We start from the raw sequence: 12,948 nt of genomic DNA, 5'->3' as shown, positions 1-12,948 counted from the left end.
TTAAAGCAGTGCCTAAAGCGTTATTTATCACTTTTGAAGGTGGCGAAGGGGTCGGGAAGACCACGAATATCGAGTATTTTAAGCGCCTGATGGCAGATGCATGCTTGGATTATGTGGCCACGCGGGAGCCGGGTGGTACGCCTTTGGCGGAAGAGATCAGAAATCTTTTGTTGGCTCCCAGGGATGAGAAAGTGTGTTCGAATGCTGAATTACTTTTAATGTTCGCAGCAAGAGCACAGCATTTATCTCAGTTTATTGAGCCGTCGCTGCAACGTGGTGAACATGTCGTGTGTGATCGGTTCACAGATGCAACCTACGCTTATCAAGGCTATGGTCGTGAACTGGGCGTTGAGGCAATTTCTGTACTGGAAAACCTGGTTCATGGTAATCGACAGCCTGACCTGACCGTTATTCTGGATGCACCTGTTGAGGTGGGAATGGCACGAGCAAGAGCTCGGGGGGATCTAGATCGTTTTGAACAAGAGAACTTATCTTTCTTTGAGCGAGTCCGAGAGGGTTACTTGCTTCGAGCTAGCCAGAACCCGGACCGTTACGCTGTCGTTGATGCCAGTTTATCGCTGGATAAAGTGCAGAATCAGGTTAAGCAGGTATTCGAAGACAGGGTTTTGCGCGTTATTTCTCAAGCTGGGGAAGCGTCTTGATTGAGCATGAATCCCAAGAGCTGAATAGACCGCTTGCGTGGCATACTTCCGCTTGGCAGTCGTTACTGGGTGCGTTGAATAAAAATCATCTGGCTCATGGCTTATTAATCTATGGCCATAACGGTGTTGGGAAGCTCCACTTTGCGAAAGCGTTAGCCCAGTTTCTGTTGTGTCAGTCGCCTTTGGATGGGGATGTTTGTGGTCGTTGCTCTTCCTGTTTATTAAATAAGGCGGGGACGCACCCTGATTTGTTCTATGCTCAGCCAGAACAAGCAGGTAAAGCCATTAAGGTCGATTTGATTCGAGAATTGAACACTTTTGTTTCTCAGACGTCTCAAATGTCCGGAAAGAAAGTGGTCATTATCGAGCCGGCAGATGCAATGAATATTAATAGTTCGAATGCGCTGTTGAAGACACTGGAAGAGCCGGCCGGAGACACACATTTGATTTTAGTTGTGGACTCGCTAAGTTCATTGATGCCCACAATACGAAGTCGTTGTCAGTATTATGAAATTCCGACGCCCTCGCTGGAAGAAACGAATGAATTCTTGAAGAATTTGTATCCGGAAAGGTCGGATCATCATTTGTTGTCTAGTATTTCTGAAGGCGGTCCGTTTTATGCGGTCGAGCTGGTAGAACAGGGTAAACTTGAGTGGCGCAGTTTGCTAAGCCAGGGGCTGGTCGAAGCGGTAAAAGGAAAATCTACCGTTGAGGTTGCTGAGTCCTGGCGAGCGATCGAGTTGTTAGAAGCTGTTCATTGGCTGGATCACTGGTTGAAGGATATGGTTGTCCTGGTGATGACTAAAGATGAAGCCAGAATTAAAAATAAGGATTTGTCTGAGTTAATGGGATTGGTGTTGGCTAAACCCGTCGATCCTCGTTTTTTGCATCGGTATCGTGAAATATTAAAAGATATAGAGCGTGCCGCGATTGAAAGTCACCCAAATAAGCAGTTGGTCTTTGATCGGTTGTTGATTGACTGGCAGAAAATGTTATCCGCTTAAATCTTATTTGATTGCTTGAAATAATACTATTGACGTAATCCAGACTATCAATCATATTTTGTAAGTCGTAGAATTAAAAAGAAAAACATATATTGGTTTTTTAAGGAGTTAGGCAACCTATGTTGCAGCTTACTATTAAAGATAAAAGTGTTCTCTATGCTGCGTATATGCCTTTTGTAGATAAGGGTGGTTTGTTTATTCCGACGCCTAAAAAATACAAACTGGGCGATGAGGTTTTTATTCTCCTGAATTTAATGGACGAGCCTGAACGAATTCCAATCTCCGGTAAGGTGGTATGGATTACACCTCAGGGGTCGCAAGGCAATAGGGCAGCGGGTATTGGAATTCAGTTTACAATGAAAGATGAATCCGCAAAGCACATGATTGAGAAAATCTTAACTGGGTCTCTGGATTCTGATCGGCCAAATCATACTATGTGATATTATCTCTCTCTTATTTTTTAATCTTTCAGAAAGCCTGGTTAAGAACTTAGGCTTTTTTGCTTTCTGGTTTGTATAAATTATGTATTTGGTTGATTCGCACTGTCATTTAGATCGTTTAAAGCTTGATGTTTATGATGGTAACTTAGAGAAAGCCCTGGATGCAGCTCGCCAGCGTGGTGTTGGTCGATTTTTGTGTGTCGGGATTGATATGCAAAATGCCGATGCGGTGATTGCTTTGTCGGAAAAGTATGACGATGTCTATGCTTCTGTTGGGGTTCATCCGCTGTCGTTGGAGCACCCGGCGCCTAAGCCGCAGGAATTATTGGCGCTTGCCCAGCACCCAAAAGTGATTGCTGTTGGTGAGATGGGGTTGGATTTCTTTTATGACAAAGACAATCATGAAGAACAAGAGCGTCGCTTTATTTCTCAGCTGGAAGTGGCGGCAGAATGTAGAAAGCCGGTTATTATTCATACCCGGGATGCCCGTCAGAAAACTTTAGAGTTGTTGGAGGCTCATTGTAATCTGGAGGTTGGCGGTATTTTGCATTGCTTTACTGAGAGCCTGGAAATGGCTCAGGCCGCTCTGGAAATGAATTTCTATGTCTCGATATCAGGCATTGTTACCTTCAGGAATGCCAGTGAATTGCGTGATACCGTTAAAGCGTTGCCTTTGGATCGCTTGCTGGTTGAGACGGATGCGCCGTATCTGGCGCCAGTACCTCATCGGGGAAAGCCAAACGAGCCTGCGTTTGTGCGTGACGTTGCAGAATTTGTTGCTGAACTAAAGGGCGTTAGCTACGAAGAACTAATGGTTGCGACTACTGAAAACTTTAATCGATTGATGCATCTGCCGGAATAGCCGGCAGATGTGAATTTGTGGCTTATAAAAGCGTTTTGTTTCTCTGAGCCCATAAGTCCTTAGCCCACTCCAGGCACTCCTCCTGGTTCTTTTGATGGTGGTGAATCAGTCTCAGAGCAAAAGCGGCGGTGCCTATGACTGCCATTTCAGCGTACTCATCCTGATGTTTACCTCGCCATAGCGAAGGCAGAAGATCTATGTCCAGTTCGTCGGGTCGGACGTGACGCTGGCTAAATAGGGGAGGCCATACCTCTTCGATTAATTCGTTGTCTATTGATGATCGAACTTCTACTTTAGAGTCCGGGTTTCGCTCAATTTCTCCGCCTTCGCCTTTGATGACTGCCAGTCTTTGGTAGCCAAGCAGCTGACCGGCGATTTGGTGTACCGGGTTATAGCTTGGGTGGAAAATGCCTTGCACCACACAAGGGGCATTGAGAGGGTTGATCAATCTGGACAGGCTATGGACCGGAGACCTCAAACCCAAAGTATTTCTCAGTTCTATAATTCGGTGCAGCGTTGGCGAAAATTTGGAAAGTGGCATGTAGCAGAAACTGTTTTTTGCGAGAGCTGTTTCTGCAGCTTTGAATGAGTCGACGATTGGTAAATTCAGATAGCTGAGAACATTCTCTGTATAGATGCGACCGATGGTATGGCCGGAAGCTCCGTGCATGAATATTTTGAAGTTATTGTCAGAGAGGAGCAGGGCGCTCAATACAAACCATGGCAAGTGGCGTCGTTTGCCTGCGTATGACGACCAATCAAGATCAGGAATGATCGTCGATTCTACAGTCAGATGTTGTTTTACTGCCTGTACAAACCCTGCGATTTCTTCAGGACTTTCTTCTTTAACGCGAAGCAGCATCAGAAAGGCGCCCAGTTGAACTTCCTCAACTTCGCCTTTTAAAATCATGCTCATGGCGTCACGGGCTTCGTCCTGAGTGAATGAGCGGCTACCGCGCTTTCCTTTGCCCAGGATTCGTACGTATTGCGCGAAAGGGTGTTCGTCTCGTTCTATGGGGAAGGGTTTTTTGCTCATGGGTTATTCCATTGGTTTGAAGTTTGATTCTTTAGAAACAATTTGCTGGCCGGGGCAGACCTGCGATTTTGGCGGCTTGCTTGGCCGGACTTTCTGGAAACAGGCTCATGAGGTAGATGCTGCTGCTCTTTTCAGGGCCTAAAGCGGCTTTGACGGCCTTTGCCAGTGGTCGGGCAGAAGGCGATGTTTCATAAGTCTCATAGAAGTTTTTTAAAACCTCGATGATTTCCCAGTGTGCAGTCGTCAGCTCGATGCCTTCGTTGCTGGCGATGGCGAGTGCAACGTCGGATGACCAATCGTTTAGGTTGGTCAGGTATCCTTCTGTGTCGGTGTCTATTTCAATGTTGTTGACTAAAAGCATTTTAACGCCAGCTTACTGTTTTTGAATACTTTAATGTGAGTGCTACGAAATCATCGTAGTTGATTGTTTGAAACGAAGCGTTTGCTTCAAGGCCTCTTGCGATACAATCTTCGTGCAGCATATAAAGCTCATTTTGGCTGGTCAGATCTTGGCTGTGTTGGTTTGCATAAACTCCATCTTCAAGAAACAATATTCCATCGGTAGGGGCGACGCAGGCCAGGCACTCTTTAAGTGCGTTGCTGTTGAATGGTGAGCTAAAAACAAGATGAAGTGTCATGTCGGGTGCTTAGCCTAAAAAGTTAAAACGGTATCTGCTTGATGAATCAGCGATTGGATTTCAGTGCTTTTTTCTATCAAGACTGGCTGGATTATCAGTTGTTCTTCGCTGAGGCTTCTTTCTGTGAGGCTTTGGCGTTCACAGTAAATATTGTCGATGTCGTACATTTCAAAAGCAGAAATCAGTGAAGATGTGTTTTTGGCTGGTATTTGGCTTGGGTCTTGGTTGTTGAGCAGCAGGAAAACGCCGTCGCTTTGAAAGACTACGTGGATGTCCTGATCGTATGCTGCGGCAGTTAAAATGAAATCAATGGCGTCACGCGCTTTTGATGAACCGTAGGGCGCAGAACGAAGGATAAGTAAGATGTTTTTTTTCATTGTCAGCCCCTAAAAAGAAATCACACGATCAGAGTGAATGATGGCATCGACCAGTTGACCTAAGCCGGATAAACTGAATTCTTCACTTAGGTTGTGCGTTTCTGCAGCATATCGATTTTGCTCGGTTTCATCCAAAATACCGCGTTTGATCGCTGCTGAGATACAGGTGACTAAATCAATCTTGTGTTCTTTAGCCAAGCGGACCCATTCCAGAGGAATGTTCAGTTCATCCTGCGGTGCCACTGTGGAGTTGTTCGCGCATAGGGTTGCGTCACTGTAGAAAAATACTCGATAAATTGAGTGGTTTGCTTTGAGCGCGCTTTGAGCAAAATTTAACGCCGAACTGTGAGCTTGGGAAGACCAAGCGGAAGGGCTGATAAATAAACTGAAGGTTTTTTGTTGGTTCATAAGTCTGCCGTAATGAAAAAGCCCCGGTATTGTATAATATCGGGGCCTTTTGAAACAGCGTGTTAATCTTGGGTTTTGATCAGTCGTCGCTGCTCATCACACCTAAGATCTGAAGTAAGCTCAGGAATAGATTGTAGATAGACACATACAGGGTAACGGTGGCAGAGATATAGTTTGTTTCGCCGCCGTTAACAATCTCACCGGTTTGCCATAAAATCAGTGCGCAAGACAGAAGAACGATGCCCACAGATAAAGCAAGAGCAAGAGACGGTAGCTCAAAAATCCACGCAGCCAAAACGCCTACAAGTATTACGACAGTGCCAACCATGATGAAACTGCTTAGGAAGCTGAAATCTTTCTTGGTTGTTACTGCAAATGCAGACAGGCTAAGAAACGCGATGGCTGTCATGCTAAATGCTGATGTAATCAACTCGCTTCCGTTGGGAATAGAGAGGTACATGTTCAGGATAGGGCCAAGGTTGAAGCCCATGTAACCTGTGAAAAGAAATGTGAGAGCAACGCCGGCGCCACTGTTCTTTGTTTTTTCAATGCCGAAAAGTAAAGCAAAAAATACTACAATGTGGAGCAGAAACGGCACGCGAGGTGCATTTACCTGCATAGCAACAAAAGCAGCAAGTGCACTGAAAGCGAGGGTGATAGCCAAAAAGGTATAAGTGTTCTTAAGAACCTTATTTTTGACTTCCGTGGACGGATAGGCGCGGTCTATCGTCTGATAGTCGTTATTCATTAACAAAATCTCCGTAGTATTAAGAATCACAGCTATTATTAAAGCAGTTCGACCCTATAGTATGACAAGAGTTCCCAAAATCAAGTAAAACTCTTTGTTCTTGAGTATTATTTAGAGGTAATATCGACGTAGGTTTGGATGTATCGTAGTGCTTTTGGCTAATAATTATAAAGGCGCTGAATTAATCAATGGAAGATTTGTCCTGATGCATTTAATTTCTTATGCAAAAAGGATGATTAGGAGGGGAAAGTGATTGATGTACTTGTAGTGGACGATCATGATCTGGTTAGAGCCGGTATCAGTCGCATGTTGGAAGATGTGAATGGTATAAAAGTCATAGGTGAAGCGTCTTCGGGCGAAGATGCAATTTTAAAGTGTCGTGAGCTTCATCCTAATGTTGTATTGATGGACATTAAGATGCCTGGCATTGGTGGTCTGGAAGCAACTCGAAAGTTGTATCGTATGGACCCTGATATACGCGTTATTGCTGTTACTGTGTGTGGTGATGATCCGTTTCCGTCTCGCTTGTTACAGGCTGGTGCTGCTGGTTATGTAACTAAAGGCGCGGATTTAGATGAAATGGTTCAGGCGATTCGTGTGGTTAAAGCCGGTCAAAGATATATTAGTCCTGAAATCGCTCAGAAATTGGCATTAAAGCCGTTCAGTAGTGAGCCGGATGAGTCCCCGTTTGACTTGTTGTCGGAGCGAGAGATTCAAATCGCTATGATGATTGTGAACTGCTACAAGGTGCAGGAAATTTCCGATAAGTTGTGTTTGAGTCCTAAGACGGTGAACAGTTATCGGTACCGAATCTTTGATAAGTTACAAATCAGTAGTGATGTTGAGTTGACGCTTTTGGCGGTCAGGCATGGAATGATTGACGCTGAACAGCCGAGCAAACAAGGCGTTTCTGCTTAATTTGAATTAAATTATTTAAATTGCGTTCGAAACACATAAAAAACCAGCTGCTTGCTGGTTTTTTATGTTTCAGTGGTGCGACAGGAAAAAAGAATTAAACTATTTCAGCTTGTCTTTCGGTCTGCGTATTGGTGCTTTCTGGGGCGTCAGGAACGCGGATGTTAATGGCGTGAAGGCCTTTATCACCCGGTGTGGTGTCGAACTCGACATCTTGTCCTGCTTTTAGCGTTTTGTACCCCTCCATCTGGATGGAAGAATAGTGTGCAAATAAATCTTCGTCGTGTGAATCTGAAACAATAAAGCCGTAGCCTTTTGCATTATTGAACCATTTTACCTTACCCGTCGCCATAGGAGACCCTCTCATTCCCTGTGATCATACTTCCAAGGCATGGTAACTGACTCTTGTTACAGCATTGTTTTAGATCACCGAGATGACCCATCAAAAAGAGCGCTTCCATGTTCTTGCTGTTTGTTTACAATTCTTAACATATATCACCATCTGTCAAGTTGTCATTTGTTAAAAAATAATAAAATGTGCGGAATCCCCGTTTTTTCTGTGTTTTACTGCGTAAGAAAATGTGTATAGGCTTGTTTTTTGACGGTCTGGCCCAATAAAGATTAGTCTCAATGAATAAAAGACGATGAAATCTCCGTACTATCCCGATTTTTCATCTAAGCTAAATATTATGGAGGGAGTAAGACATGTCTAGTGGGTTTGGTGATGATCAAGAGTTCGGCTTCGGTACCGGGCTGGCGACAGCGCCTTCGGAGACTGAGTTAAAACCACCTCCAATGTATAGAGTCGTTTTGATGAATGATGACTATACTCCAATGGACTTCGTAGTTGAGATTCTCATGGTCTTTTTTAATATGAATGACCAGCAAGCCACGGAAGTAATGTTAACTGTTCATACCAAAGGGAAGGGGGTTTGTGGCGTATTCAGTAAGGATGTTGCAGAAACTAAAGCTCTAATGGTGAATGACTACTCAAGACAGTGCCAACATCCTCTTCTTTGTGAAGTTGAAGTTGCAGAATAATTAAGCTTTTTCAATACCAGATGTTATTTGAGGTGATTGTGTATGCTCAGTAAAGATTTAGAGCTGACTCTGAATGTTGCGTTTAAAGAAGCCCGTAGTAAGCGTCATGAATTTATGACGGTGGAACATTTACTATTGGCGCTCCTCGATAATGAAGCTGCGTCCGGTGTGTTGAAGGCATGTGGTACAGACATTTCAAAGTTACGGTCTGATTTGCTGGAGTTTGTAGACTCCACGACACCGCTGATCCCTGAGGCGGATGAAGAAAGAGAGACGCAACCTACGTTAGGTTTTCAACGAGTTTTACAACGAGCGGTATTTCATGTCCAATCTTCTGGTAAGTCAGAAGTTACGGGCGCAAATGTATTGGTAGCTATCTTTAGTGAGCAGGAAAGTCAGGCTGTTTATTATCTTAAACAGCAAAATGTTGCTCGGATTGATGTGGTTAATTACATATCTCACGGCATTTCCAAGGTGTCTGATGGGGATCATCAGGAAGATATTGGTGCAGGTGAGGGACAGGAAGAAGGCGCAGGTGCGGATGCGTCTGAGAGTCCGCTGGAGGCGTATGCGACTAACTTGAATCAGCAGGCGAAAGAAGGGCGGATTGATCCTTTGATTGGCCGTGACAAAGAAGTAGAACGTGTTATTCAGGTTCTGTCTCGTCGTCGAAAAAATAACCCGCTGCTGGTTGGTGAAAGTGGTGTAGGTAAAACAGCTATTGCGGAAGGCTTGGCCGGATTGATTGTAGAAGGAAATGTTCCTGATGTGATCAAGGATGGTGTTGTGTTTTCGCTGGATTTAGGTGCTTTACTTGCCGGAACTAAATATCGTGGGGATTTTGAAAAACGTTTCAAAGCGTTGTTAGCTGAACTAAAGAAGAAGTCTCACGCAATTTTGTTTATTGATGAAATTCATACCATCATTGGTGCCGGAGCGGCGTCAGGTGGGGTAATGGATGCGTCGAATTTACTCAAGCCGTTGTTGAGTGGCGGCGAAATTCGTTGTGTGGGCTCAACTACCTTTACTGAATTTCGTGGGATTTTTGAGAAGGACAGTGCTTTGGCTCGTCGCTTCCAGAAAATTGATGTGGCTCAGCCTTCAGTGGAGGATACCTTCGAAATACTGAAGGGGCTGAAGGATCGCTTCGAAGAGTACCATCACGTCAAGTACGATGAAGAAGCGCTTCATGCAGCAGCAGAACTCTCAGAGCGCTACATTAATGATCGTCATTTGCCTGATAAAGCCATTGATGTGATTGATGAGGTCGGTGCATATCAGAAATTATTACCGGCAGAGCTAAGAAAGAATCGCATTGAGGTGGCTGATATAGAGTCTATTGTTGCCAATATTGCTCGTATACCACCAAAGAGCGTTTCTTCGTCTGACAAGGATCAGTTGAGGACTTTGGATACGGATCTTAAGGCTCAGGTGTATGGTCAGGATGAAGCGATCGATACTTTGGCTTCTGCGATTAAGTTATCTCGCGCAGGCTTGAAAGAGCCTGAAAAACCGATGGGATCGTTCATTTTTGCTGGCCCAACGGGTGTGGGTAAAACTGAGGTGACACGTAAACTGGCAGAGACTCTGGGTATTGAGCTGATCCGTTTTGATATGTCTGAATACATGGAGAGCCATACGGTTTCCCGCTTGATTGGTGCACCCCCAGGGTACGTTGGTTACGATCAGGGTGGTTTATTGACAGAAGCGGTGAATAAAACTCCACACTGTGTGTTGTTGTTGGATGAGATTGAGAAAGCGCATCCTGAAGTCTTTAATTTGCTATTGCAGGTGATGGATCATGGTACGTTAACCGACAATAACGGCCGTAAGGCGGACTTCCGTAATGTTGTGCTGATTATGACGACAAATGCGGGGGCTGAGGTGATCAGCCGGCGCTCGATTGGCTTTGCAAATCAGGATCACTCGACTGATGGCATGGAAGAGCTGAAGAAAACGTTTACACCGGAATTCAGAAACCGGTTGGATGCGATCATTCAGTTTGGTGCGCTCAGTGTTGATGTGATTCGCAATGTCGTTGATAAGTTTGTGGAAGAGCTTCAGCATCAGTTGGATGATAAGGACGTTGTTCTTCACTTGGATGACTCCGCTAAGAACTGGTTGGCTGAGAATGGCTATGACGAGAAAATGGGTGCAAGACCGATGGCTCGTTTAATTCAGGATCAACTGAAAAAACCATTGGCTGAAAGTATTCTGTTTGGTGATTTATCTGAGTCAGGTGGTGATGTGTTTATTACTGCGGATGAGGATGGGATCAAACTGGAGATGGAAGCTCACGAAGCGGTATAACCGCTCCGTGTGTCCTGTTCTTCTTTTAATAGGTTTTTGAGCAAGAATTTGCTGTATAAAGCACTGTTAAAAGAGGAGCGGGATGTACTTAGCGAGCGCGGTACACGATACGGCCTTTGCTAAGGTCGTAAGGCGTTAACTCTACTTTTACTTTGTCGCCAGTAAGAATACGGATGTAGTTCTTACGCATTTTTCCAGAGATATGCGCAATAACTACGTGACCGTTTTCTAGCTCAACACGGAACATAGTATTAGGCAAGGTATCAACGATCGTACCTTCCATCTCAAAATGGTCTTCTTTTGCCATTCAAGCTCTACCTTAAAAATGATTGCCAAATTAATGGGTGCGAATTGTGCACTAATTTCCTGCAATGTGCAAAACCTGATCGATCTAAATCCAATAAAAACTAAAATTAATTGCCTGTGTACTGTTGCCAGTCGTTGCGATCGAAAATTTCTATCGGTTGGTATTTGGTTTTATAGCTCATTTTTTTACAGTCTTTGATCCAGTAACCTAAATACACGTAGGGCAGGTTGGCTTGCTTGGCAAGATCAATGAGTTTGAGGACACTAAACACGCCGGGGCTTAGAAAATCGAATTCAGGATCAAAAAAAGTATAGACAGCGGATAGCCCATCGTCCAATAAATCAAAGACAGAAACTGAAATGATTTTCTCATCTATTTTGGTCAGTAAGAAGTAGTTGAAGCCATAGTTTTTGCATAAAAAACTCTGATATTGGTCTTTGGAAGGCGGGAACATTTCACCGTCAGAGTGCCTGAGAGAAATGTACTTCTCAAACAATGCGTATTCTTCGATTGAGAATGCCGCTTCACGAACCACTGAGTTAGCTATCTTGCATTTATTTCGTATGCGCTTTTGACTTGAGCTGGCTTTGAATTCATTGACTCTGACTCTGCAGGACTTGCATGCGTTGCAATGTTGGCAGGTGGGTTTATAGACCATATCACCACTTCGTCTGAATCCATTGCAGCTGAACCAGGAGACCAGCTCTTGGTTTAATGGGATTTCAGGGTCTACGACAAGCGACGAACTTATGCGGTCTTCCAGGTATCCGCAGGATGTGTCTGTTGTCTGAAAAAGCTTTATTTCCATAGCGTACCGACAAAATATGGTTGTATTGCTAGTGAGAATATTTACTCAGACAGTGTGAGTCTGGGCGGTAACTCTAATGGAGTTAGGCCCGTACTATTTAGATTAGCGCATAAAATGGATTCAAACGCCTCTCTTGAAATTTCTTTCGCACCTAAGCTTAGCAAATGTTCGCTGGTTACCTGGCAGTCAATGAGCTTATATTTGTTGGTGACGAAATGATTGGATAAGTGGTAGAGCGCAAGCTTTGAGGCGTTTGCCTCTAAAGAGAACATGGACTCGCCATAGAAGACTTTTCCAATACCTATTCCGTAGAGTCCTCCGACCAGGTTGTCTTCCCGGTAAACTTCAACAGAATGAGCAAAACCTAAGTGATGAAGGTTGTGATAGGCTTCTTTCATGTCTTCGGTGATCCATGTGCCATCCTGGGTTGCTCGCTCCTTGCTGCAATGTTCAATAACTTCCGGGAAGTTGACATTGCACCGAACCTGATAGGTATTTTTTCTACTAAGTTTCCTGAGGCTTTTTGATGCATGGAACTCGTTAGGGTTCAGAATGCACCTTGGGTCAGGAGTCCACCACAACACAGGTTCGTCCTCTGAGAACCAAGGGAAAATTCCTTGAGCGTAGGCCCGGATAAGTCTTTCAGGGGATAGATCACCGCCAGCGGCTAACAAACCGTTGGGGGTTGTTAGCGCTTCTTCGGTAGGAGGAAACAGGTAATCGTCTTCTTCGAGCCAGGGTAAATGCATATGAAATTTTTATTCCGATACCGCAAAGTTGTTAAATATTATTTTAAAATGAGCGAAATATATAAAATAGTCAGCGTAAATCTTTGATTACTGAGTGCAATTGTACTTAGAATGGGCGCTTAATTTTTCAGGTAAATATTACTTTATGCAGGCGATGATTAAAATCATAAGTCTTTTGATGACGGTTCTTTTATTTTCCGGGTGTGCCTCAGAAAGCACTTTGACGCCTTTGTTGGGCTATAACGCGGAGGTGTTGGACTCCTCTTCAAGTCGGTTGGTTATTTATCGCGAACCAGTGCAAGAAGTGGAGGATAAGTCTCCTTATCTCTATATTAATAATAGTGACTATGGCGCACTTAAGAACAATCAGTACGTTATTGTTCCTATGGAGCCGGGTCGCCACCGCTTGTTGGTAAAAGAGATTGATTCATATACTAATCTTTATGGCGAAGATGACTGGCCTGTACGACCGAAAACCACATTTGTAAACCTGGAGCCAGGCCAGGAAAAGTTTATCCGCTACACCGTTCGTATTAATACGTCTGTTTTTGATTGGTATGACGCGTACTTTGAAGAAGTTCCAAGAAATAAAGCCTTAATTGATTTGGATTTTATGAGAAAGCAACCTGCTGAGTAATACACA

Annotated in this window: 18 protein-coding genes; 8 read left to right on the top strand and 10 right to left on the bottom strand. The window is 44.1% G+C overall.

Translation table 11 applies throughout. From position 1 onward, the window contains the following. Positions 1-8 precede the first annotated feature (8 nt). From tmk to ABD744_RS17210, 4 genes are all read left to right on the top strand, one after another. Positions 9-662, top strand: a complete 654-nt coding sequence (gene tmk, locus ABD744_RS17225; protein ID WP_344799793.1) for a dTMP kinase — start codon at positions 9-11, stop codon at positions 660-662. Continuing rightward, positions 659-1,666: a DNA polymerase III subunit delta' gene (locus ABD744_RS17220; protein WP_344799792.1), complete on the top strand. Its 1,008-nt coding sequence runs from the start codon at positions 659-661 to the stop codon at positions 1,664-1,666. Before tmk ends, ABD744_RS17220 begins: the two co-directional genes overlap by 4 nt. 119 nt (positions 1,667-1,785) lie before the next feature. Beyond that, the gene (locus ABD744_RS17215) at positions 1,786-2,106 is read left to right on the top strand and encodes a PilZ domain-containing protein (RefSeq protein WP_344799791.1); all 321 of its coding nucleotides are present in this window, start codon (positions 1,786-1,788) and stop codon (positions 2,104-2,106) included. 82 nt (positions 2,107-2,188) lie between these two features. After that, entirely contained in the window at positions 2,189-2,968 is a 780-nt protein-coding gene (locus ABD744_RS17210; RefSeq protein ID WP_344799790.1) for a TatD family hydrolase, read from the top strand. Positions 2,969-2,990: 22 nt separating this feature from the next. Here ABD744_RS17210 and ABD744_RS17205 read toward each other — a convergent pair whose 3' ends face one another. The 6 genes from ABD744_RS17205 to ABD744_RS17180 all read right to left on the bottom strand — a co-directional run bounded on the left by ABD744_RS17205 (position 2,991) and on the right by ABD744_RS17180 (position 6,175). Further along, positions 2,991-4,004, bottom strand: a complete 1,014-nt coding sequence (locus tag ABD744_RS17205) for a glycosyl transferase family protein (RefSeq protein WP_344799789.1) — start codon at positions 4,002-4,004, stop codon at positions 2,991-2,993. A 31-nt stretch (positions 4,005-4,035) separates the two neighbouring features. Next, positions 4,036-4,365 carry a TusE/DsrC/DsvC family sulfur relay protein gene (locus tag ABD744_RS17200; RefSeq protein ID WP_344799788.1) on the bottom strand — a complete coding sequence of 110 codons (330 nt, stop codon included), beginning with the start codon at positions 4,363-4,365 and terminating at the stop codon, positions 4,036-4,038. A 1-nt stretch (position 4,366) separates the two neighbouring features. Beyond that, complete coding sequence (gene tusB / locus ABD744_RS17195; protein ID WP_344799787.1) at positions 4,367-4,642, bottom strand: sulfurtransferase complex subunit TusB; 276 nt, start codon at positions 4,640-4,642, stop codon at positions 4,367-4,369. 14 nt (positions 4,643-4,656) lie between these two features. Then, positions 4,657-5,019 carry a sulfurtransferase complex subunit TusC gene (gene tusC, locus ABD744_RS17190; RefSeq protein WP_344799786.1) on the bottom strand — a complete coding sequence of 121 codons (363 nt, stop codon included), beginning with the start codon at positions 5,017-5,019 and terminating at the stop codon, positions 4,657-4,659. A gap of 9 nt (positions 5,020-5,028) precedes the next feature. Then, positions 5,029-5,427, bottom strand: a complete 399-nt coding sequence (gene tusD / locus ABD744_RS17185) for a sulfurtransferase complex subunit TusD (protein ID WP_344799785.1) — start codon at positions 5,425-5,427, stop codon at positions 5,029-5,031. A gap of 79 nt (positions 5,428-5,506) precedes the next feature. Beyond that, positions 5,507-6,175, bottom strand: coding sequence for a Bax inhibitor-1/YccA family protein (locus ABD744_RS17180; RefSeq protein WP_344799784.1), 669 nt, complete (start codon positions 6,173-6,175; stop codon positions 5,507-5,509). 249 nt (positions 6,176-6,424) lie between these two features. Between ABD744_RS17180 and uvrY the strand changes: the two genes are divergently transcribed. Further along, positions 6,425-7,093: a UvrY/SirA/GacA family response regulator transcription factor gene (gene uvrY, locus ABD744_RS17175; protein ID WP_344799783.1), complete on the top strand. Its 669-nt coding sequence runs from the start codon at positions 6,425-6,427 to the stop codon at positions 7,091-7,093. A 94-nt stretch (positions 7,094-7,187) separates the two neighbouring features. On the opposite strand, the gene cspD is transcribed toward uvrY, so the two are convergent. After that, positions 7,188-7,442: a cold shock domain-containing protein CspD gene (cspD, locus tag ABD744_RS17170; protein WP_344799782.1), complete on the bottom strand. Its 255-nt coding sequence runs from the start codon at positions 7,440-7,442 to the stop codon at positions 7,188-7,190. 353 nt (positions 7,443-7,795) lie between these two features. On the opposite strand from cspD, the gene clpS reads away from it, so the two are divergent. Together clpS and clpA are read left to right on the top strand one after the other, a co-directional pair. Continuing rightward, entirely contained in the window at positions 7,796-8,131 is a 336-nt protein-coding gene (gene clpS, locus ABD744_RS17165) for an ATP-dependent Clp protease adapter ClpS (RefSeq protein WP_344799781.1), read from the top strand. Positions 8,132-8,173: 42 nt separating this feature from the next. After that, a complete protein-coding gene (clpA, locus tag ABD744_RS17160) occupies positions 8,174-10,441 on the top strand; it encodes an ATP-dependent Clp protease ATP-binding subunit ClpA (protein WP_344799780.1) in 2,268 nt (755 codons plus the stop codon). An 88-nt stretch (positions 10,442-10,529) separates the two neighbouring features. Here the strand turns inward: clpA and infA are convergent, their stop codons facing one another. From infA to aat, 3 genes are all read right to left on the bottom strand, one after another. Further along, positions 10,530-10,748 carry a translation initiation factor IF-1 gene (infA, locus tag ABD744_RS17155; RefSeq protein ID WP_344799779.1) on the bottom strand — a complete coding sequence of 73 codons (219 nt, stop codon included), beginning with the start codon at positions 10,746-10,748 and terminating at the stop codon, positions 10,530-10,532. A gap of 106 nt (positions 10,749-10,854) precedes the next feature. Continuing rightward, the gene (locus tag ABD744_RS17150; protein ID WP_344799778.1) at positions 10,855-11,556 is read right to left on the bottom strand and encodes an arginyltransferase; all 702 of its coding nucleotides are present in this window, start codon (positions 11,554-11,556) and stop codon (positions 10,855-10,857) included. Positions 11,557-11,597: 41 nt separating this feature from the next. Beyond that, the gene (aat, locus tag ABD744_RS17145) at positions 11,598-12,305 is read right to left on the bottom strand and encodes a leucyl/phenylalanyl-tRNA--protein transferase (RefSeq protein WP_344799777.1); all 708 of its coding nucleotides are present in this window, start codon (positions 12,303-12,305) and stop codon (positions 11,598-11,600) included. Between the two features lie 145 nt (positions 12,306-12,450). Here aat and ABD744_RS17140 point away from each other — a divergent pair, with 145 nt between their 5' ends. Next, positions 12,451-12,942, top strand: a complete 492-nt coding sequence (locus ABD744_RS17140) for a DUF2846 domain-containing protein (protein ID WP_344799776.1) — start codon at positions 12,451-12,453, stop codon at positions 12,940-12,942. Positions 12,943-12,948: the final 6 nt, after the last annotated feature.

This window comes from Litoribacillus peritrichatus (assembly GCF_039537985.1).
Lineage (GTDB): Bacteria > Pseudomonadota > Gammaproteobacteria > Pseudomonadales > Litoribrevibacteraceae > Litoribacillus > Litoribacillus peritrichatus.
The sequence above is the reverse complement of the archived record's forward strand: the minus strand, read 5'-3'. Positions and strand labels throughout refer to the sequence as shown.